We start from the raw sequence: 25,385 nt of genomic DNA on the forward strand, positions 1-25,385 counted from the left end.
GGGAACCCTTATCGATGTGTCCGAGCAAATAAGCTCCGGATAGTTTTGCTAACACGGTTGAATGGGACGAGTGGAACCGTACCTTTCCAAACCGGAAACAACGGAGAGCAACACAGACTCATGAACATCACCGATATCGTTACCAACGACTACGAGGAACTTTCTCCGGAAACGCGTGTCTCGAAGCTCGCAAGCGTGTTCGACGATCCTGCAGTGAAAGGAGTCATCGTACACGGTGACGTATTCGAGGGAGTTGTCACGAGGCGACAACTTATTGCATCCAAACATCCACCGAACGAAAAGCTCAAATCACTCGTCTGGCACGTCCCGCATCTGTCTCCCGGCGAAGACGTCCGCAAAGTCGCCCGGCTCATGATCGAGAGCGGTTCGCAGATTCTCCCGGTGTTCGACGGACAGGAGATGGTCGGTGTGGTTACGGTCGACGGGGTCTTGAAAAAGGTACAGCCGTTTCTCGACGCGGCGACGGTCGCCGAAGCTGCCACGACCGACCTCGTCACGGTCGATCCGGGCTCGAGTTTCGGGGATGTTCTCCATCTCTTCCGGGAGGAGAAGATCGCCCACCTACCGGTGGTCGAGAACGACGCCGCTGTCGGTATTCTGAGCCTCTATGACGTCACAGACTTTACGGTTCGAACGGTAGATCAGAGTCAAGGCGGTGACGCCAGTGGAACAGATGCGTTCGGGGGCAATATCTCCGACAGTGCAGGGAGCACGCGCCGTGGAGGGTTCGGCGCTCGCGAAGGGGAACTCGCGCGACTGTTGGATCTCCCGATCCGTGATGTCATGGCGTCGCCAGTTCGAGTGATCCAGCCCGACGACACACTCGAAACGGCCGTCGAAGAGATGTTTGCGATCGACGGGTCGTCACTTGTCGTCGTCGACGGGGACAGCCCGTACGGGATCCTCACCAAGACCGACGTTCTCGACTCACTCACGTGGGAGACCGGCGGTAACCGGGCAGTGCAGATCTACGGGATCGAACTGGTAGACGACATGGGCTCAGACGAAATCGTCACGATGGTCGAGAAGTTCGACGACAGGAACCACGACATGAGCGTTCTAGACGCGAAGATCCATCTCCACAAGCACGAGGAGAAACACCGTGGACGGGCGCTGTTGCTCGCCCGGATCCGTCTCCATACCGATCGAGGGCTGTTCATCGCCTCCGGAGAGGGCTACGGAGCGAGTCACGCACTCCACGAAGCCAGAGATATCCTCGAACGACAGATCCGTGACGAGAAAACTCGCGGCAAAAGCAAAAAACCACGAAGCGAGGAGTTCTGGGAGAAACGATTCGGTTGGTTACTCGAAGGGGAAGACTGAAAGCGGGCAAAGGCCATGGCAGTGAACCGAGAGCATAGAGCCGGATTTGAACCGGGCGAAGACTCACTTCGTTCGTCTTCTCGGATTCAAATCACGGCGAAGGCTCTCACGCCTCGCACATGCTCGGCGAGAAGAGCCAGGGGCCGGATTTGAACCGGCGATGATCCGCTCTGCAGGCGGACGCGTTCGGCCGAACTCTGCCACCCTGGCGCAGTCAATACTACCGCATTTGGTCGCTTAAGCCCATCGGAGTCGAATTTTGGCCTGGGTGTGTGACACACACTCCGAGTACTTTTAATACAAACCCCATCATCAGGCTGACACACGAGGTGACATCGGATGGAACTCGTCTCCACTCGACGCTGGCCGGGCAATAGCGGCGCGCCCGCGCCAGCCGGCTTTTCTCGGAGACGGTCACCCGGACCGATGGTCACCATCGGACGCTAATTCAGGCACTGACCGTCTTCGTGCCGACTGCGCCCGAATAACCGTCACCCGGATCCGGAGTACCCGACCGGGGTGGGGAACGCGGGCACGTTCTCGCTGACGACACCTTCCAGCCCCGGATGCCGGTGTAGTCGGTCTCCGGGTACACGCTCACACCTGTAGCGACAGCGCTGTCTCCGGTTCGCCCCGGCTGTCGCCGTTATGAGAGCGATACCGATCCACAAGCGGTGTAGAGAACACGCAAGCAAGCGGCGACGCATCGAACGAGCGCACCGCCGCCGATAGCGCGAGTGGGGTGGCCACGTCGAGGCGTTCGACTCGCCTCTCGCGCCTATGAACGACTGGCACGTCCGTGCGACGGTTCGCGTCCCCGACGGTGACAGCGACGGTCTCGTCGAGGCCGCACGACGACGGCTCGAACGCCCCGCAGCCATCGACGACATCGAGATCCGTGCCGTCACCGATATCGAACCCACGCTCGGCGCAACCGTCGTCGAGTGTGACGTTACGGTCCGAACAGCACTTGACGCCGAGGTCACATCTCGACTCGAAACTGCACCGGGCACGGAACAGATCGGCACAGCCCGACCTGTGCAGTAGCGACCGGTGTCCACCGCGTTCGAAATGAAACCATCCCCGCCAGCCGTCGCTGGTCGGGGATGAAAGTGGTAAGAATGGAGGCGGCGAACCGGATTTCCCAGAGACTCTCGTACTCCAGTACTCCCCGGAACGCTGGCGGGCTTAACTTCCGTGTTCGGGATGGGTACGGGTGTAACCCCGCCGCTGTGGCCGCCTTAACGCCGATCCGCGGAATCGAACCGCGATACGTCCAACATCGGTCGGTCATAGAGACTGTGTGTTCGTGCGATCCAGTTTGCGCCTGGACTCGTTTCAGCGAGTCAATGCGGTAAGAATGGTGGCTTCGGCCGATTAGTGCTCGCGGGCTGAACATCTCGTTGCCTCGATGCGTACACCCCGAGTCTATCGATCTCGTCTTCTACGAGTGGCCTCAACGGTACCTCTTTTCCAGGTGGGTTTCCGGCTTAGATGCGTTCAGCCGTTACCCCGTGTGGCGTAGCTGCCCGGCAACGCTCTGTTGAACGACCGGTACACCAGTGGCCACCAACCGTAGTTCCTCTCGTACTATACGGTCGTTCCCGTCAGGTACCAAAACACTCCCAGTAGATAGCAGCCGACCTGTCTCACGACGGTCTAAACCCAGCTCACGACCTCCTTTAATAGGCGAACAACCTCACCCTTGCCCGCTCCTGCACGGGCAGGATGGAGGGAACCGACATCGAGGTAGCAAGCCACCCGGTCGATATGTGCTCTTGCGGGTGACGACTCTGTTATCCCTAGGGTAGCTTTTCTGTCATTTTTGGCCCGCATCAAGCAGGCGCAAAAGTTCGCTAGACCACGCTTTCGCGTCAGCGTTCCTCGTTGTGAAGAACACTGTCAAGCCACCTTTTGCTCTTACGCTCTCTGCCGGGTCTCCGTCCCGGCTGAGGTGGCCTTGGGGCGCGCTCGATATCTTTTCAAGCGCGTACCGCCCCAGTCAAACTGCCCAGCTACCGGTGTCCTCCTCCCGGAGTGAGGGTCGCAGTCACTGACGGGTAGTGTTTCATGGGTGCCTGGGCGCCGTGCTAGCGCACGGGCCTCGGTAACGGCTCCTACCTACTCTGCACATCAGCGACCACGTCCCAGCGACAGCTTGCAGTAAAGCTCCATAGGGTCTTCGCTTCCCCCTGGGAGTCTCCAGACTCCGCACTGGAATGTACGGTTCACCGGGCCCAACGTTGGGACAGTGACGCTCTCGTTCATCCATTCATGCAAGCCGCTACTGAAGCGGCAAGGTACTACGCTACCTTAAGAGGGTCATAGTTACCCCCGCCGTTAACGGGTCCTTCGTCCTCTTGTACGAGGTGTTCAGATACCCGCACTGGGCAGGATTCAGTGACCGTACGAGTCCTTGCGGATTTGCGGTCACCTATGTTGTTATTAGACAGTCGGAGCGTCCGAGTCACTGAGACCTGCTTGTTTCCCAAGCAGGCATCCCTTATCGCGAACTTACGGGACTAACTTGCCGAATTCCCTAACGTCGGTTGCTCCCGACAGGCCTTGGCTTTCACCGCCATGGGCACCTGTGTCGGATCTCGGTACGGACATCATACTCGCCTTTTCACGGGCCCCAGGTTGAACCGACTTTCGCTATCCTGCCGTTCGTTCGCTTCGTGCCATTACGGCTTCCACGAAGTTGGACAGTTCGACTGGGCAAAGCCCAGTTCGGTCGACCCCGGGGCGTCGGCTTTCAGTGTATGATGGCACTGGAATATTAACCAGTTTCCCTTTTGAGACGCTCGAGTTGCGACGCCTCTTAGGATCGGCTAACCCTCGGCTGACGAACAGTGCCGAGGAACCCTTGCCCTTTCGGCCGTCAGGATTCACACCCGACTTTCGCTGCTACTGCGACCAGAATTTTCGTCACCACGCGGTCCATACGAGCTCTCGCCCATACTTCCACCCGCGCGGAGCGCCGACCTACGCAACCACCCTGTGACAGGTGTGGTTAGGTCTCGGTGGTGGATTTGAGCCCCGATCATTTTGGGCGCCCCGAACCTCGGCCGGTAAGCTGTTACGCTATTCTTAGAGGGTAGCTGCTTCTAAGCTCACCTCCCGGCTGTCTGGGGCTCGGGACCACCTTCGATCGCACTTAATCCACACTTTGGGACCTTAACCTAACGCTGGGTTGTCTCCCTTATGGTACACAGGCTTACCCCGCGCACCGGACTCCCCGCGTCGACAGCGTTCGTGAGTTCGGAGTTTGACAGCCGCGCCGACCTCTCTCGAGGGCGGTCACGGCAATCAGTCTCTCTACCTCACGAACTACCTCGGCGGAGGTCATGCTTCGACATGTTTCGGTCGGAACCAGCTGTTGCCGGACTCGATGGGCCTTTCACCCCTACACGTAGGTTACGGGAGGGTATTGTAGGACACCAACCCTAGCAGGCTTCCACATGACTTTCGTCATGCTTCACCTTACCCACGCGTAGATCGTCCGGATTCGGGTCGTGTCCGTCTGACTCCCCGCACTTGAATACGGCGGCCCTCGTGCAAAGCACTGCGGCCATGTTGGTTTCCCTGTGCCTTCCCCGGTAGACGGGTTAGGCTCGCCAGACAGACACACTCTCTGGTTCGTTTTTCAAAACGTACGACGGAACATCGGCTTCTCGTGCGTTCTACTGGTAGCTCACGCTACGGTCGTTTTGCACGAGACCTTGTATGCCCCGTCGCTCCATCGCCACCTGATTTCAGGCCCTATTGCACCTCCCTTCGGAGGGTACTTTTCAGCGTTCGCTCACGCTACTTGTTCGCTATCGGTCTCGGAGAGTGTTTAGCTTTGACAGTCGATGCCTGCCATATTCACGAGGAATTTCCAATCCCCGCTACTCCGGAACTGACGCACGTCGTACTGACCGTCGATACGGGGTTGTCACCCTGTTTCACGCTCCGTTCCAGGAGACTTCTCGACGGCGGTCGGACGCTGAGTGTCAGCCCACACACCACATTGCCCGTGCCCTCGCTCTCGCGAGGGCGTAGGCTTCGGTTTGAGCTGTATCGTGTTCACCCGCGGTTACTAACGACATCGCGTTGCGCTTTCTCTTCCTGCCCCTACTAAGATGTTTCAGTTCGGGGCGTTCCCCATTGCGCGAAGCAATTGCGGTGGGGATTCCCATTCGGAAATCTCTGGTTCTTCACCTCCGTGCGGCTCCCCAGAGCTTATCGCAGCTTGGCACGTCCTTCGTCGGCTTCCGAGCCGAGCCATTCACCAGGCGGCATAGCAGCCACTTGTGACTCGGTGAAACGAGTCCAGTGGACGCCTGGATCGCACGTACACACAGTGTCATTTGCACGCCCGGTGGTCACGGTGCGTGCATCGACCCTTCCCATCCGCGGTTGCCCGAGATGGTGCATCGGTCCTCCGTACCTCGAATCGTGTCCTGCCCCACTTAAGGGGCACGACTTCCATCGAGGGACGGGATATGGACCCACTGGGATTTGAACCCAGGGCCTCCGCCTTGCAAAGGCGGCGCTCTGCCGCTGAGCTATGGGCCCGTCCGCCGTACAGTGTTAGCTCTGGTAGTTCATAGGTGCCCGGTCGCCCGAGCGAGTGTGTCGACGCCTCCTGGAGACACGAGGTCTCCCAAACGAATGTGGGCTGAGGTCAACGCCTCAGTCCCGGTCAGTAGGAGGTGATCCAGCCGCAGATTCCCCTACGGCTACCTTGTTACGACTTAAGCCCCCTTGCGAAGCCCAGATTCGACCACCGTGCGGTGGCCTCATCCGGACCTCACTCGGGTGCTTTGACGGGCGGTGTGTGCAAGGAGCAGGGACGTATTCGCCGCGCGCTAGTGACACGCGACTACTACCGAATCCAGCTTCATGAGGGCGAGTTCCAGCCCTCAATCCGAACTACGACCGAGTTTCGGGGATTAGCTCCTCCTCTCGGAGTCGCATCCCACTGTCTCGGCCATTGTAGCCCGCGTGTTGCCCGGCACATTCGGGGCATACTGACCTACCGTTGCCCGTTCCTTCCTCCGCTTTAGCAGCGGCAGTCTCCCTAGTGTACCCAACCACCAATGGTGTTGCTGGCAACTAGGGATGCGGGTCTCGCTCGTTGCCTGACTTAACAGGACGCCTCACGGTACGAGCTGACGGCGGCCATGCACCTCCTCTCAGTGGCTCCAGTAAGCTCATCAAACTGACCTTCACTGCACACTGTCGGTGCCGGTGAGATGTCCGGCGTTGAGTCCAATTAAACCGCAGGCTCCTCCGGTTGTAGTGCTCCCCCGCCAATTCCTTTAAGTTTCATCCTTGCAGACGTACTTCCCAGGCGGTCCGCTTCACGGCTTCCCTGCGGCACAGCGCAGGCTCGTAGCCTGCGCCACACCTAGCGGACATCGTTTACGGCCAGGACTACCCGGGTATCTAATCCGGTTCGAGACCCTGGCTTTCGTCCCTCACTGTCGGGTCCGTCCTCTCGAGGCGCTTTCGCCACCGGCGGTCCGTCCAGGATTATAGGATTTCACTCCTACCCCGGACGTACCCCTCGAGTCTTCCGGCCCCAAGCCAGACAGTTTCCGCTGGACGCCTGCGCGTTAAGCGCGCAGATTTCCCAACGGACTTGTCTGGCCAGCTACGGACGCTTTAGGCCCAATAAGATCGGCCATCACTCGTGCTGCCGGTATTACCGCGGCGGCTGGCACCGGTCTTGCCCAGCACTTATTCCTGTACCTCCTTACGGTACAGAAAAGCGAGGACTGTATGCCCTCGCACTCGGAGTCCCCCTATCGCACTGTCGTGCAGTGTAAAGGTTTCGCGCCTGCTGCGCCCCGTAGGGCCCGGTATCTTGTCTCAGATACCGTCTCCGGGCTCTGACTCTCATCACCCGTACCGATTACTGGCACGGTGGGCCGTTACCCCACCGTCTACCTAATCGGCCGCAGCCACATCCTGTGGCGCCGGAACGTTTCCAGCTTCCACCATTCCAGGACGGAAGCTGTATCGAGGATTAGCCTCAGTTTCCCGAGGTTATCCTCGTCCACAGGGTAGTTTGGCCACGTGTTACTGAGCTATACGCCACGGGTCTAAACCCGTGCGACTAGCATGGCTAAATCGGACTCCGATAGCAATGGCCTCCGGCAGGATCAACCGGAATGTGCCCACGTGAAGTGGGCGGTAGGCGGGAAACACACGTATTGTGTGTTGAACACACATGACGTGTGTTGCTATCGAAAGTTCGGCACACTCGGTCGATCGACCAGGTGTCACCGAACTACCAGAGCTAACATCAGATCCCATCTATACGGCGGACCGCAGGGGTGGAATCCTCATATCGTTCGGACCAGATCGTATGCCAGATAGGGTCTTAAACCCTTCGAGTTGGCATCGTCGTGGTCCAGCGTCGGCCGGGTTTCCTCGACCCGAACCAGACCTCCTTCGCATCACACCGAAACGCCCTATTACACTTAAGGGCTCCGATTCCGAACGGCGTCGGAACCGACCAGCGTGAGCGGTTTTTCGCATCCGTTCCGAATGCCCTGTTATACTTAAGGGCATCGGATGCGATCCGGCCTGGCGGGCCAGCGTGACCCGACCGACCATCGCATTACGTTCTCAGAGGCAGGCTGGTATTAAGCCCGTCGAAGCAATCCCTGTTCGCCATGCGCTCTCACGCCACGGATTCGTGTCGGGTTGTTGTCCCGATCAGCGGTCGAGCGAGCACTACCGACCGGTCGAGTGCTGGGGCGCAGAGAGCAAGTGCTGTAGAAGCGTGTCGGTCAGCGAAACTGTCGCGTGGCCGGAGGCCTGCCGGTCATCCCACGCGCGTGCGTACAGTCCCGGCGGGTGAGAGCCACGCACCTCACGAAACGGAGTTGACGCCTATCAGTCCTGCGCTCTGTCTGAGTTCCGAATATATATACAAGCCGAACGGGAACACGTAACTGTGACTGTACTGTCAACTGAGGACGAGGGGAAGTTCCTCATGGACGTCGAGGGTGAACAGATCGGGATCGTCACCGAAGTCGACCCAGACGCACAGGAGGCGTACGTCGAGCCAGAGCCGGGACTTGCCGAGTCCGTCGTACAGGGGTTTGGGTTCGGTGACGCGGACGCCGACGACATCACAGTACCTGCAGACAGCGTCGAAACGGTCACGGACACAGAGCTGCGCGTCCACGCTGACCTGTAGCCAGCCACGTCGCTCATCGGCCGTATCATCGCTGAGAAGATCGACGAGATCGCCTCAGATCTCGTCGAGGTGTTCGACGCCTTCCTTCGATACGTTGCCCTTCGTGATTTCGCCTGGCATCCAGTCAGGTTTGTCGTCCGGTGCATCTTCTTCCCATGCCCAGCCTTCGTACACGTGGACCTTCTCGGTGCCTTTCTCGCGGAGACGGATCTCCTCGGGGTCGGCATCCGCTTCCGAGTCCGCGGGGTCGAGCCGTCGCGCCGCTTTCAGTGCTGCCTGACGGGGCGTCCCGCCGGAGAATACGCTTGTCTCTTCACCATCGTTCGTTCGGAGCGCAAAGTTGCGCTTATCGTTGTCGGGTGCCATGGTTTCACCGCTCCATGTCAATTCAGCACACGACCCAATATAAATATACCCCCTGAATCGACCGCCTTCTGCGGGTAGTTTATAAATGGAGCGGGAGGATCGGCGCCAAAACCGCTCGTTGCGGGGTGAATTCCGGGCGTAGTTCGGGACCAAAACGCTCGCGCGCAGTAGACCAGCGCGGTAAGCTTAAGTATTTGGTGGGGTGAAGGACGGACTAGATAGCCGCGATGGTGCGAAAAAAGAAGCTCAGCCCCAGCGGGGCGAAAGACGAGGACGGCGAGTATCACAACGTACATCTCAACCTCCACGAGGACGAACTTGCCGTAGCCGGGATGGAGATCGGTGACGAGGTGTTCGTCCGGGTTCGGGACAACAAGATAATCATCCAGAAAGCCGACCAGGACGACGTGCAACACGATTTCTAACGAGGCGTTTACGACACAGTACAACGACCAGACTGACCTGACTGGCGATTTGTCAGATGGCGAGATCGGGCGGACTAGTGCTCCCACTCCGCGAGCACCAGCCCCTCACGATCCTGCTCGAACAGCCAGATGATCTGTACCGGATCGGTCGTGCGGACCCAGACTTCGAGCTGGTCACTGGCCCCGACCCGCTGCGTGCGCGTGTAACTCGGACCGTCGCCCGTCGCCACGGTCACGGCCCACGAGGTCTTGCCAGCGAGACTCGACACGTTGTCGACGAAAAGTTCCTTCGCCGGAATCGTCCGGCCATGCGTGTGTGTAATCGTCAACAGCCCGTCGTACTGGCCAGCCTCGTTCGTCGTGTTGAAGCTGTCGGCATACGTCGATTTCACGTCCGACTCGTACTCGAACTCGATGTTCGCGACCGGAGCGTCCTCCACGAGGAGACCGGTAAGGTTGAGCACGGTAATCGTCGCTATCACAGCGAACAGAAGCGCAACACCGACTAACAACACGTCACCGATGACCGGTGCTGAACCGCGGCCGGATGCACTCGACCGACGCGTCGGTTCGCTCGGGCGGGTCTGGTCACGTTTCACGCCCTGTTCCTCGGATCGCTGTTGTCGTGGAGCGCAAATAGCTCTGATGGGAGACCAGACAAAGACTACTGCAGGCCATCCAGCCGGAACTCGAAGGCCGCCACTGGCAGTTCGAGGTCGTGTTCGACCAGCACTTCGGGATGAATCTCGCCGATGACACCGACTGACTCGCCGTCGAGGCGGATATCGGCGGTTCGGCCGGAGATGAAACTGGGGTGTTCTGTCGGGGGCGTCTCCAGATTCTTGTCGAACGCACGGGCGAGCGTCTGCAGGCGAGCGCGGGCGTCCTCGTAGGAGGCGTCCGTACGGGCCAGCGCCCCGGCGACCGTGCGGTGTTCGGCGACGTTGGTGTTCTCGCTCTCGTCGACGCGGGCAGCGAGTCCAATCTCCGCGAGGTCCTGCGGATATGCGCGGTGGGTGTTGTTTTCGAGCACGAGCAGTATCGAGGAGAGCGCCCACGTTCGCAGGATGGTGTACTCCTCGCTGTACGGTTCCTGAATCGTGACCGGACGGCCAGCGCCGACGACGTCGTCGCCGGGGTCGACGTTCATCCGCTCGAAGTTGTCGGCCTCGCTCGTCATGTAGAAGTTCAACAGGTCCTCGAAGCCCAGTCCGACGAGCGTCTCGCGGGCGGCGTCTTCGAGTCGGGAGCGTTCGTGGCGGCCCCCGACCGTCGACACGTCGGGGTATCGCGGTTCGAGTTCGTTGAATCCGTACGCGCGTCCGATGTCGTCGATCAGATCGAGGGGATGGAGCACGTCGACGCGATAGGGCGGAATCTCGACCCGATAGTCCGTGCCGTCGGTCTCGACGTCGAGTCCCGCGCGTTCGAGACAGTCGACGACCGTGTCGGTGGCGAGATCGATCCCGAGGATCGATTCGATGCGGTCGTGCGTGACCGTCTTCGTCCGGATCTCGAAGTCCGGGCGGTCGAGTCGCTGGCCAGCGTACTCGCCTGGCGTGTCGGCCTCGTACTCGACTGTGACTCGCTCGACCTGTGCGCCGCGTGCCGCAAGCGAATAACAGACGATCGCACACATCCGGTCTATCGTCCACTGGTCGGTGCCGGTCATCTCGATGAGCAGGTCCCGCGAGGACTCGGTCACTTCCGTCCGCTGTCCGTTTATCACCGGTGGGAACGAGAACAACCCGAGAGCGTCGTAGATGGCGGGATACCGCCCCATGTCGGCGACGAGGTCCGCGTATTCGGTGCCGATGTGGTGGCGTTCGGTGACTTCCCGGAGCGTCATCTCCTCGTCGCTTTCGAGCGGAACCAGACGCTCGTCGTCGGGGTCAACACTCGTGTAGCGGATCGACTTCTCGCCGCCGGTTCCCGGCGCGCCTTTCAGCATCGTCAGGTCGTGGACGCCGATTGCGCCCTTCGCGCGCTGTCGTCCCATCGTCGCGTGGAGCTTCTCCTGTAACTGGATGAGCGACTCGAAGGCCGCCTCGTCCAGATCCAGCCCGCGGACGACTGCGCCGGTCACATACGGTCGCTCTTCTGGTGGGCTGTCGACTTCTATCGTCCACTCGGCGTCGTTGGTCGAGGGGACGTACACGCCCCGGGCATCGCCGTACTGATACCGCAGCGAGCGGGCGATCCCTTCGATCGAGAGTCGGTCGAGTCGGTCAGGAGCGAATTCGAGCTGGAACTCGCCGTCGTCGGTCAGCCCCTCGAATTCGAGTCCGAGCCCGAACAGGTCCTCGCGGAGCTGGTCGTCGGAGATCTCTTCGTGGCCGGTCAGTCTACGGAGTTCGTCGGGGTCAGCTTCGACGACTGGCATCAGTAGATCACCTCCTCGGTTCGCAGGTAGTCCAGATCGACGAGCGTGCCGTGCACGTCGCGGATGTCCTCCGCACCAGTCGCGAGCATCATGAGCCGTTCCAGCGCGAGTCCCCACGCCATCACGTCACAGTCGACGCCGAGCGGTTCGAGCATCTCCTGACGGAAGATGCCGGAGTTGCCGATTTCGATGAGTTCGTCAGTCTCCGGATGGCGACCGAACAGCTCGAAACTCGGCTCCGTGTAGGGGTTGTAGTGGGGTTTGAACTCGATGTCGGTGATGCCGAACTGCTCGTAGAACTCAGTGAAGGTGCCAAACAGGTCCCGAACGGAGAGTTCCTCGGCCATGACCCACCCCTCGATCTGGAAGAACTCGAGCAGGTGCGTGGCGTCGAGCGTGTCGTTGCGGTAGGCCTTCTCGACGCTGAAGAATCGCTGGGGTGGCTCTAGTTCACCGAGCGCCTCCCCGGAGAGATGGCGAGCCGTGAGTGAGGTCGTGTGTCCGCGGAGCGCGAGTTTCCGGGCGAACGATTCCTCCCACGGCGAGTGATAGCCGTCGCCGTCCGCGCCGACGCCCTCGCGATGGGCAGACTCGACGCGCTCGACCAGATCCGGCGGGAGTTCGTCTATCTCTTCCGGTTGTTCGAGCGCGAATCGGTCCCAGTGGTTGCGCGCCGGGTGGTCCTGTGGCATGAACAGGCAGTCGTTGATCCAGAAGTCGGCGTCGACGGTCGGCCCCTGCATCTCCTGAAAGCCCATCCCGACGAGAACGTCCTTCACGCGGTCTGCCATCTGCCGAAGCGAGTGTTTCCGGCCGGAGGGGGTCGTCTCGGCCTCGGCGGCGACGTTGTACTCGGTGAACTCCACGTCCTGCCACTCGCCGCTGGTGAGCAGTTCCGGTGTGAGTTGGTCGACTGTTTCGGCGGCTTCGACGCCAGCGTCGAGGGCGTCGACGCCCTCGTCGGTCAGTCGCACGCGTCGAACCGTCCGGTCGGTCCTCTCGATCAGCCCCCGACTTGCGAGTTGGTCCAGAACGTCCTCGTCGGCGACCGATTCGTCGGCGTCGAGCGCCGCGAGCGCGGTCAGTTCCTCGTCGCTATCGGGGTCGGCATCCGGGTCGGGTCGAACGTTGCCGCTCTCGACCTCGCCGTATCCTTTGCGAGCGAAGTTCGCGAGCGCGATATCGACGGCCTCGCCGTCGAGTTCGGCCCGTCCAAGCACCTCACCCATCTGAACGCTCTCGCCACCGGCGGCGACTGCGGCCTCGTACAGCCTGATTTCGGGAAGCCCGGCATCGAGATAGGTTCGGCCCTCGTCAGTCAAGGAGATGTCCTCGACGGTTTCCTCGGTGAGTTCGACCAGCCCCTCCTCAGCGAGTTCGAACGCCGCCCGGGTCGCGGTTTCGGGTTTCAGGTCTGTGTCGGTCGCGATGTCAGCGATCGGTCGGTCGGTTCGGTCAGTCGCGGCTTCGAGGACCGCGACCTGTGCCTGTGGTAATCGCATCGGTTGTTATCACATACACCGCTGGTCGGCCAGTTAACGGTTCTCACTCGCATCGACTAGGAAGAAGAGTAGAGATTGATCTTATGAACACCAAGAAAGCCCCCGTCTGTTCGAGTCGGGGGACTTGCTGCGCGCTTCCCTCGCTTCGCTCGGTTCAGTGCTTGCTTCGTCCGCCTTCCTCGAACAGATGGCCTCTTTCAGTCCCACCCACGTACAAAGGCCAATCAGCCGAATCGGGCGGGACTGAAAGGGGCGAGCCGTTGGTCGACGGACGACGATGCAAGCACCGCAACCCAAAGGGTGAGGAGCGCAGCGAGTCGCCCGAGTCCAACGGCTCGGGGCTTTCTTGGTCTTGGGTTTCCCTCAATAAAATTAGCAAAGACACCTGCAACCCGTCCTAGCCAAAGCGAACGCTTTTTGCGCGCGTCGGCGCGATACTGTGGTAATGACCGACGAATCGTCAGACTCGACAGCGGGGGACACGCCGGACGGGTCGGGGGAACCGAACGCGGAGAGCGCCGGGTATCGAACAGACGGCGGAGCCGTCGACGACGTGGCGCTCGACCCGTGGGGGTCTTCGACCGTCTCCGATTACCGCAAGCTCTTCGAGCAGTTCGGCATCGAGGCGTTCGACCAGATGGTCGACAGACTCGACGACCCGCACTACCTCATGCGCCGTGGCGTCATCTTCGGCCACCGCAACTACCGCGACGTGGCGGCCGCGATGGCCGAAGGCGAACCCTTCGCCGCCCTGTCGGGGTTCATGCCGACCGGCGACCCACACATCGGACACAAACTCGTCTTCGACGAGATCATCTGGCATCAACAGCAGGGTGGTGATGCGTACGCCCTCATCGCAGATCTGGAAGCCCACAGCGCCCGCGGGCTGACGTGGGAAGAGATCGACGAACACGCCCGCGATTACATCCTCTCGTTGCTCGCGCTCGGATTCGACCCCGAGGATGGACGGCTGTACCGCCAGTCCACCAACCGCGAGGTGCAGGACCTGGCCTTCGAACTCGGCATCGAGGCGAACTTCTCGGAACTGCAGGCGATCTACGACTTCGACGGCGAGACCGACGTCTCGCATATGCAGTCGGTGGTCACCCAGATGGCCGACATCCTCTACCCGCAACTCGACGGGCCGAAGCCGACGGTGATCCCGGTCGGCCCCGACCAGGACCCGCACATCCGCCTCTCGCGTGATCTCGCCGCGCGAGTACAGTACTTCGGCGTCACCGAAGCCTACGCGAGTTTCGAGGCCGACGACGCCGAGCGCGCGCTCATCGCAGACGCCTACGACCGCCTCGCAGAGCGCCATCCAGACGAGACCATCCGGTGTAGCGACGCGGCGAACCTGCTCGAAGGCGAGCGCGAACCCGGCGCGACCGACGTCGCGGCGACGACGCTCGATTCGACGATCACGATGCTCAAGGAGGCGGGCAAGGAACCGCTTCGCCCGCGGGTTCGGATCGTCGACCGCAACGCGACCGAGGAGGCCTTCGAGGCGTTCATCGAAGCGGTCGACGGCGAGAAGCGCGTCTACGACGAGCACATCGACACCTTCGATCTCTCCCGCGAGGAGGCGGAGGCGCTGTCCCGGGAGGTCGCTATCGACCACGGCGGCTACGGCTTTCTCGCGCCCACGTCGATCTATCATCGCTTCATGACGGGCCTCACCGGCGGGAAGATGTCCTCGTCGATCCCCGCCTCGCACATCAGCCTGCTCGACGACCCAGAGGACGGCTACGACAAGGTCAAGAGCGCGACCACCGGCGGGCGCGAAACCGCGGAGGAACAGCGCGAACTCGGCGGCGAGGCCGACGAGTGTCCGGTGTACGAACTGTACGCGTACCTGCTCGCGGGCGACGACGACGAGTTCGCGAAGGAGGTCTACGACGAGTGCGTCGGCGGCGAGCGCCTCTGTGGCGACTGCAAGGAGCAGGCCGCACGGCTGATGGAGGAGTTTCTCGAAGACCATCAGGAGAAACGCGCGGAGTGGGAGGAGCATCTCGACGAACTCGACATCAGCTTCGACGTGGCCGAGCACCGATAGCATCGACCCGGTCGATTCGTTGTCGGACCGACGACTCGACGGGCGCGGAACTATACGACACGAGCCCTATGTGCGCACATATGGTCGAGACATCGGTTCGCGAGTACGTCTCACAGCACGACGCGATGGGTGAGTTGCCGCTCATCACCCAGTCGGCGGAAGTGACAGACGTCGAGCGAATGGACGAGGACCGGAGGCCGGAGGTGACAGGGGTGATCAACCACTGGCTCGAAGCGACGGACCTGGACGACGACTACGGCCCGGTGTCTGGTCCGGACGACTGGGCGGGACTCAGCGCCCAGGTTGCCGAGGCGGGGGACCCCGAACTCGGGCGCCAGATTGCGACGCTGACCGAGCGCTACGAGCGCCCCAAGCCGATGCTCGTCCGGGCGCGATTCGAACCGGACATCGACTTTCTCGCCGGGCAGTACGTCGGGCTGACCTACAACGACGTTCCGCGCGCGTACTCGATTGCGAACTCACCGATCGAGGACGAACTCGAAATCTGCGTCAGGCGAGTGCCCGGCGGCAAGCTCTCGCCCCAGCTCTGTGACGAACTCGACGTCGGGGACACGCTGACGGTTCGCGGGCCCTACGGTGAACTCGTCTTGCAGGACCGGTCGCCCCGCGATATGGTCTTTCTCGCGACGGGCACCGGTGTCGCGCCGTTCAAGGGGATGATCGACTACCTCTTCGAGACTGGACGTGACGAGTTCGCCGGTGAAAAGCGAGATATCTGGCTCTTTCTCGGCACGGCGTGGCTCGACGACCTGCCCTATCGCGAGGCCTTTCGCGAGCGCCAGCGCGAGCACGACAACTTCCATTTCGTCCCGTGTCTGAGCCGCGAACCAATTCTCTCCGATTGGGACGGGGAGTCGGATTACGTCCAGCACGCACTCCTGAAACACACGGACGAGCGCGCCGTGACCGCGCCAATCGGCAAGCGCCTCGAACGCTGGATCCGCGAGGGTCCTGACTCGGACGTGACTGCCCGCCTCGACCCGACCAACATGGACGTCTACGCCTGTGGCATCAACGCGATGGTATTCAGCCTCGTCCGTGCGGTGGAGCGACTCGGGGTACCACCGGAGCGAATCGAATCCGAAGGGTTCGGGTAGCGCGGAGTCGTCACACGCGACGAGCGTCAGGGCGTGAGCCGACCCACGGAGAGCCAGTCGATGTCGTCGTCCGCCACGAGCGCACAGACGAGTTGCTTGCGGACGCCGCCAGCGAGGCGAACGTCGAGCGCCAGGTCCCGCGGGTCGAAGACGTGGTCGGCGGGACAGACCCGAACGAGGCGCTCTGAGTGGCCGAGGTCGTCGACCGACTCGACGTGTGCGTAGGTGCGAAAGTCCGCGCCGAACTTGAAGCCGGTTTTCGGGACGATCCCTGCCGTCCGGAGCGCGTCGTAGACCGCGAGCCTACGGTCGAATCGGTCACCCTCGACTGTACGGCCACGTTCCAGCAGCGCGAGCTCGCCGCCCTCGACAGAAAGTAGCCCACGGCCCGCGAGATGGGTCGCCTCGATCAGCGAGAGTTGCAGAGCGTCGTCCTCGTGGTCGAGTGGCTGACCGTAGAACGCCCGCTCGTGGAGGGCGTCCGGCGGCGTCTCGACGAGGACTCGGTCTTCGAGCAACGTTCCCGAAGTTGCGGACAGGTCGTGATGGCTCGACCCAGTCATCGTCGGCCGGTCACACTCGAAGTACGTGACCTCGCTTTCCTCGTCGACAACTGCGAGGACGCCGGTCGGATCCCCCGTGGCGAGTGCCAGGAGCGAATCAGCCGGGATGGACTCGCGTTCGCTCGCGACGCGCACCCGGTACGCGACTGTGTCGTCCCACGGCCCCTCGCCGCGAGGGTACACGACGAAATCGGCCTCGGCAAACTGGTCGATATCGTCGACCCAGCCCTCGCGAACAGGCGAGAGGTAAAAGCCCCGGTCCCGGAGTTCGCGGTAGACGAAGAAATCGACCGCACGGACGACCGTGTCGAGGAGTGACTCGAAATCGAGATACTGAGCCGTCTCGGGTCGCTCGTCGCGGACGCGCTCGATGTCGCCGCGATAGAGCAAGTGGGCCGCCTCGACCGGCGCGAGTTCGAGGGCACCGTTGTGGGGGCGGCCGTAGCCGCGCGAATCGTAGAACTGCTCGCGGGCGTCGGTTCCGGCCCGGACCCGGTCGCCGTCGAACGTACACTCCATATCCCGCCTGTGTCGGGCGCGAGTAAAGCCCCTGTGATTGCGTCTCTACACCTCCTCCGAACGGCGGTCGGACGACATCTCCGAACAGGTGCTGTCCAGACAGCGCCTGCCTGTCGGCGTCTCGAAGGCTGGCAGACCGCAGGCGCAGTCACCGTCGTGAATCCCCTTGGGAACGGCAAAGCCCGTCTCACAGTCGGGGTATTCCTCACATCCCAGAATGAGACCGCCCCGGCGAAGCACCCGCAGGTCGCCGTCACAGGCGGGACACGGCCACTCCCGGTCGAATCGTGCGTCCACCGCGCGGTCGAGTGACTCGCAGTGTCGGTCTACACAGAGTTCGAACTCGTCGCCACGCTCGACGCGCATCCGCGGCAAACCACACTCCGAACAGGTCGTATCGAGCACCGTCGCCTGCGATGGCAGGCCGAAGTTGTGGTCGCAGTCGGGACAGAACACGCGACCGTCGCTCCGGAGCAGTGACCCGTGACAACTCGGGCACGTTCCGACGGGGTGGCCTGCCTCACCGGTTGGATGGTCGTGACTCGCGTATTCGTCGTCGATTCGGACCTCCAGCGATTGCTCTCCATCCTGTGCGACGACGGTGTGGTCGGTGACGGTCACTGATTCGGCGCGGGTCAACCATGCAACAGGCTGGTACCCGTCCACGTCGTGAACCAGCACGGTTCCATCGGGCTTGACGAGAACGAGCATCTCTCCCTGCTGTTCCTGTTCGCGAGACCCCTCGAAAACGGTCGTACAGCGGCCAGCGATGACGCGGGTCGTCTCGGGCATACGGCGATTGGTTCCGTGATCGGATATAAAGCTGTGGCAGTTCGAGGAATATCGGGCATCGAACCGATGACAATAGGTGTAGCTCCTGTACCCCGATTTACGCGTGTCAGTCGTCGACATGAGACCCGTGATCGGACAGGGGTTAGTTCGTGTCGACACCACACCCCAGTATGAGCGAGATACTAGACGCTCAGCACTGCCAGTGGCTATCCAAGGATCCAGACAAAAGCGATAAGGAAGGGTGACTGTCGAGTATTCAGCTCTTTCTTTTTTATCTTTAGCCGTAGGATGCGTATGGCCAACGAAACCACTCGATATCCAGTTCCAGAGACGGGCAGTGACCTCGCGCGTCGCACAGCTCTTGGCGTGTTCGTCGCGGTCGGATTGGTACTTATTGCTCAGGCACTCGTGGATGCGCTGAGTGTCGATGTCGGGGTAACTGGCTCCATGAACCCGTTTACAGCCGGTCCGCTGATCGTCACATCAATTTCGGCTGGGGTAGGCGCAGCTATCGTGTACGCCGCCGTCGTCAGGTACACAGCACGACCGGTGAGAAACTTCGTCGCAATCGCGGCCGGTGTGTTCGTGTTCATGCTCATTCCCGTCTTCGTCGTTCCACTGGAGGGGATAACCACAGCGGGGCAGGGCATTCTGCTTGGGTATCATCTTCTCGTAGCCCTGGCGCTTGTGACCTTCATCATCGGCGCTGTCAGGGTGTAACAGAGCGATAGAGTGACCGCTTGACTCGCGCTGTTGCTCTGTAGGACAGCTAGTAGCCGAAAATGAGGAGTCCCCAGCGCACCCTTATGTGTTATAGCCCCGACCGAGGACGATCCCGACGACGTTGAGTGCCAGAAGTCCCGCCAGCAGTGCTGGAGAACTCTGCGCCGTGTTGCCCGCGACCAGTGCCAAGATGACAAAGGGAGCTACGATTGCCGTCCAGAAGCCCAGAAACTGTACTGGCTTGAGTGCTCGGTCCAGGGACTCGATGAGAGAGTCGAACGCAACTGGATCAGTTCTGAAGGGGGATGCGCTTGACATGGGGGTTCTCCTCACTCACACCATGGACTGTGGTGACCATATAAAGGGGTGAACGCTAGCGCGATTTCGGGTTATTTTTCTGATAGTCGCCAATCCAGAGGACATTTTAACTCGACTGCCGGGACGTTTTATTCGGATCGGTCGACTCTTTACGACGCTCTGAGGTTCGTCTAGACAATTTAATCTGCCGTCAAAGTCCGTTTCGTCGAATCCACCGCTGGCGTCAGGAGTCACTCACCCCGACCGTTCGCGTGTGGGTGATCGGAGACAGCGGCAGGTCCGGGAAGGCAACGTGAACAGTGTAGGTCAACTCCTCGGCATCGCCGCCAAAGACGCCGACGGGAAGGGTGGTTTCACCAAGATAGGTCGACTTGCGGGTCATCTCGACGCCGTTGACCGTCACCCACAGGCCCGCCCGTGCGTCGCCAGCGCTCGACCGAACCGTGATCTCACAGAGGTCACGTTCGTCGCGACCGATCGAATCCGGAAACGCGCCCCAGTCGACCTCGACGACCGGGAGTTCGGCGGCGCTTTCGGTGACCTGTCTGGCGACGCCGTCGGAGAGCCCTGCGGCAACGAGTTCGTCGACCGTGGCTCGTGCGACATCCTCGGGCGTCTGGTAGCCAGCGCTCGCGAGCGAACTCGCACGGGTCTGCCCGACGCCGTCGATTGCGGCCAGTCCGACGGCATCGGCGCTGATCGATGTCTCGACCCGGGCGATGACGCGACGGACCAGATTCGCCTCCGCGGCGGTCCCAAAGCGGTCGACGATGGCGCGCAGCGCACCGAGCAGTCGCAGAGCGTTCTGTCTGATGACCCACGCGTCGCTCCGCAGGGCCGCTGGAGTGGTGCCGGCCATGCTCGACCGACAGATTGCGAGCACCTTGCGGGACCCGGAATCGAGGTCAGTCCCGCGGTCACCGAGTACTGCCTCGACGGCGTCTTCCTCGTCAGACCGTGTCGTGACGCTGTCGAACTCCCCGGCGGTCGCGACCGCACCGAGAATATCCTCGGCCGTGAGTTGTTCGCGTTCGGCGCAGTCTGCGAACTGTCGTGCGGTGTCCAGCCGGAGATAGAACTCGGAGGCGAGACGGCCGAGCGGCGTCGGGTCGACCGAGAGACCGTCCATCTCGACGAAGCCGTTGTCGAGTAGCCACTCCAGCGTCTCCCCGACTCGGTCGCGGAGTTCGTCACCGGAGATGTAGTCGGCGGCACGCTGTGCGCGCACGAAGTAGAAAGTCTCTTCGAGCCAGTCCATCGCGTCGCTCACGTCGCCGACGGTGCCCAAGGCGATTTCGGCGTTGAGATGGTCCGCGAGGTCACCGGTCGGCGGGCCGGTTTCGGTCTGGGTCTGCTCTGCGAGGCGAGATTCGATCGGCTTGCCGTCCCGCAGGAGTTGCTCGTATCGGTCGAGGGTCTCGCCGTCACAGACGATCCACGCGTACCCGCGGTCGTCGTAGCCCGGGCGGCCCGCGCGGCCGAGCATCTGGAGCACGTCGAGCGGACTCATCTCGACTTCGCCTTCGAGCGGGTCGTGGCGACGGGTATCGCGGATGACGACACACCGCGCGGGCAGGTTGACCCCCCACGCGAGCGTCGACGTCGAGAAGAGAATCTGGATCTTCCCCTCGCGGAACCACTCCTCGATCAGATTGCGATCCTCGCGTGCGAGTCCGGCGTGATGGAAGCCCACCCCGTCGAGGACGGACTGTCTGAGCGTGTCATCGGAGAGTTGCTCCGCGGCGGTGTGAAAGTCGTAGTCACCTCGCGCACCGATGGGAATGTCACGCTCGGTGAGTTCGTCCCGAGCCTTCTTCGCGGCCTGCACAGTGTCCTGCCGGGAGGCGACGAAGACGAGCGCCTGCCCTTCCTCGCGGACGTGTGGTTCGACCAGATCCAGCGCTCGGTAGAGGCGGCGGTACTTGTCGGCGAAGGCGTTCTCGCCGTGGGTGTAGGTCTCGACGGAGGCTTCGAGTGGCACCGGTCGAGCGGAGTCGTCGAAGGAAAACGTGGTCTCGTCGGTCGCGTCCAGCCACGCCGCAACGTCGTCGACGTTCGACATCGTGGCAGAGAGCGCGATCACACGTGGATCACAGAGTCGCCGGAGACGAGCGATGGTCACTTCAAGGACGCTCCCGCGGTGTTCGGAGTCGAGTAGATGCACCTCGTCGATGACACAGCAGTCCACGTCGGTCACGAACGAATAGCGATGAGTGTCGTGTTTGCGCGTCGCGGAGTCGGCCTTCTCGGGAGTCATCACGAGAATGTCGGCGCGCTCTGCTCGCGCGGGGTTGAGGTCGCGTTCGCCGGTGACGACATACACCGAGTAGCCAAGATCCTCAAAGCGCTCCCACTCCTGTTCTTTCTCGGTGGTCAGCGCCCGAAGCGGGGCGAGAAAGAGCGCGGTTCCGCCCGCGGCAAGCGTTCGACAGATAGCCACCTCGGCAATTGCGGTCTTGCCGCTCGCAGTAGGCGCGCTCACGACGACGTTGTCCTGTGAGTCGAGCAGCGCCGGGAGCGTCGCCGTCTGCATGGCGTTGAACCGCTCGAAGGGAAACGCATCGGCGAATTCCGGAAGCACCTCGGCGACAGGAAGTTCGGTCTCCGTATCGGCACTGCGTGGCACGACCGAGAGGCAGAGTGCAACGCACATAGGCGTTTCCTTCGTTGTCCGAGTGACAGCGAATCCGCCACAGAGCGCACGCAGACACGGGGACGGGCGACAGACAGTAGAGTTAAGTAGAAACTGCCAAACACTAGCCCAGATGGCCGAGAACTGGTATCCACACGCGGACGATATCGACAGGCGCTATGTGGGGAGACAGGTGCTCGCCCCGGCGGCCGCGGCGCTGGTCGCGATGGGGGTCGGATTCGGTGTCGTCGCCGGGCTGATCTTCGTCGCAGAAGGATTCTTGCTCACGAACATCGTCACACAGGTCGCGGGCCTCGCGCTGATGTACGTCGTCCCGCACTTCGTCGTCGGCGTTCTCGCGGGGCGTCGTCTCGGGTTCGATATCGCGCCAGCGATTGCGGCCGGAATCGCCCCGGTAGTCTTCGCCACGCTGATGTTCGCCGTTTTCGGCGGCCCAATCTCGACGGCGGTGCAGACGCCGACGGTCACGATTCTGGCGATGCTCGTCTGGACGCTCGTCTTCGCGCTGGGGCTGTTTGCCGGGTCGAAGCGTGACGGCGAGCTATCGATTCCACTGCGTTCGTAACGGTCTGGGTCACCAGACTGCGGTGGTCAGGCTGGCTCGGTGATCTTCTGGACGACACCGGAGCCCTGCTCGAACTGCGTCGAGAGGGTGTAGACCTCGCCGTCGGGGTCACGGGCGAAGGAGAGCAGTTGTCCGTTGAGCCGGTCGTTCTCCCGGTCTGGGACGGGGAGTTCGACGATCGGCCACGGCTTCGAGGCGTCGCCCGGATCCTCGGTCGCGAAGATCGGTACTTGCGGGATCCCATCGCCGAAGATGTACTTGCCCTGGAGCGAGGGGGCTTCGGTGCCGCGGTAGACGTAGCCGCCGGTGACGAAGCGAGCGCCGGTGCGGCGGTACTCGACGATGGGATCGTTGAAGGGGCCGCTGACGCCCTCAGGTGTGGGACAGACCTTCCGCGGGGAGAGCCGATTGGTCTGTGCGACCCACGTCTTCGGATTGAGAAACTGCAGCGGGTTGTCTCCCAGTGTCTGCCCGAGCGGCACCGGCGGCGAACAGGAAGACCCCTCAGTGATCGGCCAGCCGCAGTTGTCGCCGTTTTCGACGATGTAGACCGACTCGCGGACGTGTTCGCCGACATCACCGACGAACAGACGGCCCTCGTCGAAGGAGATTCGGTAGGGGTTGCGCAACCCCCAGGCGAAGTACTCGTCGCGTCCCTCCCGTCCGACGAGCGGGTTGTCATCGGGAATCCCGTAGGGGCGACCGTCGGAGGGGTTGTCAACATCGAGGCGGAGGATACCACCGAGCAGATTGTCCGTGTTCTGAGCTTCCTGTCCCTGGTCGTACCACCACGACCAGCCCTCGGCCCCGAGGTCGGTGCGTCGACCGTCGCCCATCGATGCGTACAGGTAGCCATCCGGACCGAACGCCAGGTCGCCAGCGTTGTGAACCGCGCCGGGTTCCGGGATTTCGAGAAGGATCTGCTCCGAGTCGGGGACGAACCCGTCCTCGGCAACCTCGAACGACGACAGGACGGCCGTGTGGGAGTAGCCCTCGGGCATCCCGTCGCGAAGCGGCGCGCTGTAGCGGAGATACACCCTGCGGTTCTCGGTGAAGTTCGGGTGATGTGCGATTCCGAGCAGCCCACGCTCTCCGGCGAGTTCGGCCATTCGGTCGCTCAGATCGGCAAATAGCCCCGGCGACGCGCCCGCTTCGGCCTGACGAAGGATCTGTCCAGTTCGCTCACAGACGAGACGATCACCGGTCGGGAGAAAGGTCATCGTGGTCGGAAAGGTGAGTCCCTCGATGACGGGTTCGAGAGCGATTTCGGGACCCGTACCACGCGAACTCTCCTGTTCAGCCTCGATCGTACAGCCAGCTAGACCGCCCGTGGCCGCCGCTGCGGTAAGCGCGAGAAATCGGCGGCGGTTGGTCTGACGTGCCACAACGTGCGCATCTTGGCCGACATCGTGATATACCTTTTTGACTCCGATCGCGTGACGACACTGTGGGTGATGACGCATACAGCCAGCAGTATCACGACCCGAACGGCAGTCGAAACGTTGATTCCGAACGCCCCCATCCCCCAACGCGATGGGATTGCAGTTACGTGACCGACTCGGTCGACACCCTCCCGAGCGGTTCGTGCTCGCCTTCGGGTTGCTGGTCGGGTTCGGGACGATCATCGCACTCGTCCTCTGGTATCCAGAGGGTCACGAAATCGACTTTCACGCCTACTACTTTACCGGGCGAAAGATCATCGCCGGTGAGCCGTTCGTCGGGTGGGCGATCACGGAGGGGACTTTTCTGGTGGAGAAAGGCTACGTGTACGCACCGATCACGGCACCGCTGTTCGTGCCCTACGGGCTCTTCGGAGACTGGCGTATCCCCTTCGTCATCCACACTGCCATCCTCCTCGGGGTGTTCTACCTGATCGGACACATTAGCGTCCGGTACATCGAGAGTCAGGGTCACGAAGTCGCACGCGTCGATCGGTGGCTCATTATCGGCTTCTGTCTGTTCTCCGGGCCCTCCGTACTGGGGCTGTATCGGGGCAACGTCGACCCGGCAGTCGTGTTGCTGATCGCGGTGGGCTTTCTCACGGTCGAACGCAGCCGGGAGCTAACCGGCGGCGCGCTGTGGGCGATCGCGTCGCTCTTCAAGTTCTTCCCCGCATTTCTCGGCGTCTGGCTGCTGTACCGACGGCAGTACCGGGCGGTCGCGTCCGCGCTCGTCGTCGGGGGCGGGGCGATGGTCTTGAGCGTCCTCGTCTTTGGGCTCGACACCAACATCGACTTCGTCGAGTTCATCCTCTCGGACCGGAGCCGCGAGGGTGAGTTCGTCGGTGGACTCAATCCGGAACTCCAGTACATCACCGTTCGACGGCCGCTCTCGCAGATCCTTCCCCTGACCGGCAATCAACTCTCTGTCGTGTCGGTCATCCTGCTCTCGCCGGTGGTGCTGTACCTGTATCAGAACGTCCAGAGCGAACTCGATCGCCTTATCGCCTTCTTCGGGACGCTGGTGGTCTTTCTGATCACGGTGATCCCGCTGACAGCGGGGTACGTGGTCTACCTGCTCTTCCCGCTCGTGTCGCTCGTCTACCTCGTCGACCACCGCCGGACGAAGGCGTGCTTTCTCGCCGCGCTGGTGTTGATCCACGTCCCGATTTACCCACAGCACGTCGAGGCCGGGTTCGAGACGCTCGGCATCGCATCGGGCGCGGGGGCCGTGGTGCTTGACCTCATCCGGGGCGGGATGGCCTTCACGTCCGTGCCGCTGTGGGCGTTCCTGTTCGTGCTGGCTGGCTGTGTCCTGTACGTCCGGTCTGACGTCGAACCAGATACCGACGCTGACGAACAGATCGCAGAGCGGTCGCTGTTCTGAGAGAGTTCCACAAATCAGCTCGACCCGACAGGCG

The 25,385-nt window shown here is 61.9% G+C and carries 18 protein-coding genes, 2 tRNA genes and 3 rRNA genes; 9 read left to right on the forward strand and 14 right to left on the reverse strand.

Translation table 11 applies throughout. The annotated features are described in order from the left end of the window. Window positions 1-120: 120 nt before the first annotated feature. Window positions 121-1,344: a CBS domain-containing protein gene (locus ACMGFL_RS14850; RefSeq protein WP_436936314.1), complete on the forward strand. Its 1,224-nt coding sequence runs from the start codon at window positions 121-123 to the stop codon at window positions 1,342-1,344. 134 nt (window positions 1,345-1,478) lie between these two features. On the opposite strand, the gene ACMGFL_RS14855 is transcribed toward ACMGFL_RS14850, so the two are convergent. Continuing rightward, window positions 1,479-1,554 (reverse strand) — tRNA-Cys (locus tag ACMGFL_RS14855). A 570-nt stretch (window positions 1,555-2,124) separates the two neighbouring features. Between ACMGFL_RS14855 and ACMGFL_RS14860 the strand changes: the two genes are divergently transcribed. After that, window positions 2,125-2,391: a hypothetical protein gene (locus ACMGFL_RS14860; RefSeq protein ID WP_436936315.1), complete on the forward strand. Its 267-nt coding sequence runs from the start codon at window positions 2,125-2,127 to the stop codon at window positions 2,389-2,391. Between the two features lie 75 nt (window positions 2,392-2,466). Here ACMGFL_RS14860 and rrf read toward each other — a convergent pair. The 4 genes from rrf to ACMGFL_RS14880 form a co-directional block, all read right to left on the reverse strand. Further along, window positions 2,467-2,588, reverse strand: a 5S ribosomal RNA gene (gene rrf / locus ACMGFL_RS14865). 113 nt (window positions 2,589-2,701) lie between these two features. Further along, window positions 2,702-5,643 (reverse strand): 23S ribosomal RNA (locus tag ACMGFL_RS14870). A 189-nt stretch (window positions 5,644-5,832) separates the two neighbouring features. Continuing rightward, window positions 5,833-5,904: transfer RNA gene (locus tag ACMGFL_RS14875), tRNA-Ala, on the reverse strand. Window positions 5,905-6,036: 132 nt separating this feature from the next. After that, window positions 6,037-7,507: ribosomal RNA gene (locus ACMGFL_RS14880) — 16S ribosomal RNA — on the reverse strand. Together the 16S, 23S and 5S rRNA genes with 1 tRNA gene alongside form the textbook arrangement of a ribosomal RNA operon. 789 nt (window positions 7,508-8,296) lie before the next feature. On the opposite strand from ACMGFL_RS14880, the gene ACMGFL_RS14885 reads away from it, so the two are divergent. Continuing rightward, window positions 8,297-8,542, forward strand: a complete 246-nt coding sequence (locus ACMGFL_RS14885) for a DUF8593 domain-containing protein (RefSeq protein WP_436936316.1) — start codon at window positions 8,297-8,299, stop codon at window positions 8,540-8,542. Between the two features lie 54 nt (window positions 8,543-8,596). Here ACMGFL_RS14885 and ACMGFL_RS14890 read toward each other — a convergent pair whose 3' ends face one another. Then, on the reverse strand, window positions 8,597-8,908 hold the full coding sequence (locus ACMGFL_RS14890) for a non-histone chromosomal MC1 family protein (protein ID WP_436936317.1): 312 nt from the start codon (window positions 8,906-8,908) through the stop codon (window positions 8,597-8,599). Window positions 8,909-9,135: 227 nt separating this feature from the next. Here ACMGFL_RS14890 and ACMGFL_RS14895 point away from each other — a divergent pair, with 227 nt between their 5' ends. Next, the gene (locus tag ACMGFL_RS14895; protein WP_436936318.1) at window positions 9,136-9,333 is read left to right on the forward strand and encodes a hypothetical protein; all 198 of its coding nucleotides are present in this window, start codon (window positions 9,136-9,138) and stop codon (window positions 9,331-9,333) included. A gap of 74 nt (window positions 9,334-9,407) precedes the next feature. Here ACMGFL_RS14895 and ACMGFL_RS14900 read toward each other — a convergent pair whose 3' ends face one another. The 3 genes from ACMGFL_RS14900 to pheS all read right to left on the reverse strand — a co-directional run bounded on the left by ACMGFL_RS14900 (window position 9,408) and on the right by pheS (window position 13,218). Beyond that, on the reverse strand, window positions 9,408-9,932 hold the full coding sequence (locus tag ACMGFL_RS14900) for a type IV pilin domain-containing protein (protein ID WP_436936319.1): 525 nt from the start codon (window positions 9,930-9,932) through the stop codon (window positions 9,408-9,410). A 65-nt stretch (window positions 9,933-9,997) separates the two neighbouring features. After that, window positions 9,998-11,716, reverse strand: coding sequence for a phenylalanine--tRNA ligase subunit beta (gene pheT, locus ACMGFL_RS14905; protein WP_436936320.1), 1,719 nt, complete (start codon window positions 11,714-11,716; stop codon window positions 9,998-10,000). Beyond that, window positions 11,716-13,218: a phenylalanine--tRNA ligase subunit alpha gene (gene pheS / locus ACMGFL_RS14910; RefSeq protein ID WP_436936321.1), complete on the reverse strand. Its 1,503-nt coding sequence runs from the start codon at window positions 13,216-13,218 to the stop codon at window positions 11,716-11,718. Before pheS ends, pheT begins: the two co-directional genes overlap by 1 nt. A 445-nt stretch (window positions 13,219-13,663) precedes the next feature. On the opposite strand from pheS, the gene ACMGFL_RS14915 reads away from it, so the two are divergent. Both ACMGFL_RS14915 and ACMGFL_RS14920 read left to right on the forward strand, forming a co-directional pair. After that, the gene (locus ACMGFL_RS14915) at window positions 13,664-15,274 is read left to right on the forward strand and encodes a tryptophan--tRNA ligase (protein WP_436936322.1); all 1,611 of its coding nucleotides are present in this window, start codon (window positions 13,664-13,666) and stop codon (window positions 15,272-15,274) included. Between the two features lie 80 nt (window positions 15,275-15,354). Further along, on the forward strand, window positions 15,355-16,392 hold the full coding sequence (locus ACMGFL_RS14920; protein ID WP_436936323.1) for a ferredoxin--NADP reductase: 1,038 nt from the start codon (window positions 15,355-15,357) through the stop codon (window positions 16,390-16,392). 26 nt (window positions 16,393-16,418) lie between these two features. Here the strand turns inward: ACMGFL_RS14920 and endA are convergent, their stop codons facing one another. Both endA and ACMGFL_RS14930 read right to left on the reverse strand, forming a co-directional pair. Continuing rightward, complete coding sequence (gene endA, locus ACMGFL_RS14925) at window positions 16,419-17,474, reverse strand: tRNA-intron lyase (RefSeq protein WP_436936324.1); 1,056 nt, start codon at window positions 17,472-17,474, stop codon at window positions 16,419-16,421. 45 nt (window positions 17,475-17,519) lie between these two features. Next, on the reverse strand, window positions 17,520-18,266 hold the full coding sequence (locus ACMGFL_RS14930; protein ID WP_436936325.1) for a DUF91 domain-containing protein: 747 nt from the start codon (window positions 18,264-18,266) through the stop codon (window positions 17,520-17,522). 294 nt (window positions 18,267-18,560) lie between these two features. On the opposite strand from ACMGFL_RS14930, the gene ACMGFL_RS14935 reads away from it, so the two are divergent. Continuing rightward, entirely contained in the window at window positions 18,561-18,986 is a 426-nt protein-coding gene (locus ACMGFL_RS14935) for a DUF6069 family protein (protein ID WP_436936326.1), read from the forward strand. 84 nt (window positions 18,987-19,070) lie between these two features. Here ACMGFL_RS14935 and ACMGFL_RS14940 read toward each other — a convergent pair whose 3' ends face one another. Both ACMGFL_RS14940 and ACMGFL_RS14945 read right to left on the reverse strand, forming a co-directional pair. Further along, entirely contained in the window at window positions 19,071-19,307 is a 237-nt protein-coding gene (locus tag ACMGFL_RS14940; protein WP_436936327.1) for a DUF8028 family protein, read from the reverse strand. A gap of 223 nt (window positions 19,308-19,530) precedes the next feature. Continuing rightward, window positions 19,531-21,933: a DEAD/DEAH box helicase gene (locus tag ACMGFL_RS14945; RefSeq protein ID WP_436936328.1), complete on the reverse strand. Its 2,403-nt coding sequence runs from the start codon at window positions 21,931-21,933 to the stop codon at window positions 19,531-19,533. Between the two features lie 139 nt (window positions 21,934-22,072). On the opposite strand from ACMGFL_RS14945, the gene ACMGFL_RS14950 reads away from it, so the two are divergent. Continuing rightward, window positions 22,073-22,525, forward strand: a complete 453-nt coding sequence (locus ACMGFL_RS14950) for a hypothetical protein (RefSeq protein WP_436936329.1) — start codon at window positions 22,073-22,075, stop codon at window positions 22,523-22,525. A 26-nt stretch (window positions 22,526-22,551) separates the two neighbouring features. Here the strand turns inward: ACMGFL_RS14950 and ACMGFL_RS14955 are convergent, their stop codons facing one another. Further along, on the reverse strand, window positions 22,552-23,910 hold the full coding sequence (locus ACMGFL_RS14955; protein ID WP_436936330.1) for a PQQ-dependent sugar dehydrogenase: 1,359 nt from the start codon (window positions 23,908-23,910) through the stop codon (window positions 22,552-22,554). A gap of 148 nt (window positions 23,911-24,058) precedes the next feature. Between ACMGFL_RS14955 and ACMGFL_RS14960 the strand changes: the two genes are divergently transcribed. Next, window positions 24,059-25,351 (forward strand): glycosyltransferase family 87 protein, encoded by a 1,293-nt coding sequence (locus ACMGFL_RS14960; RefSeq protein ID WP_436936331.1) that lies wholly within the window; start codon window positions 24,059-24,061, stop codon window positions 25,349-25,351. Window positions 25,352-25,385: the final 34 nt, after the last annotated feature.

Source organism: Halovenus marina, assembly GCF_051414115.1.
Taxonomy (GTDB): domain Archaea; phylum Halobacteriota; class Halobacteria; order Halobacteriales; family Haloarculaceae; genus Halovenus; species Halovenus marina.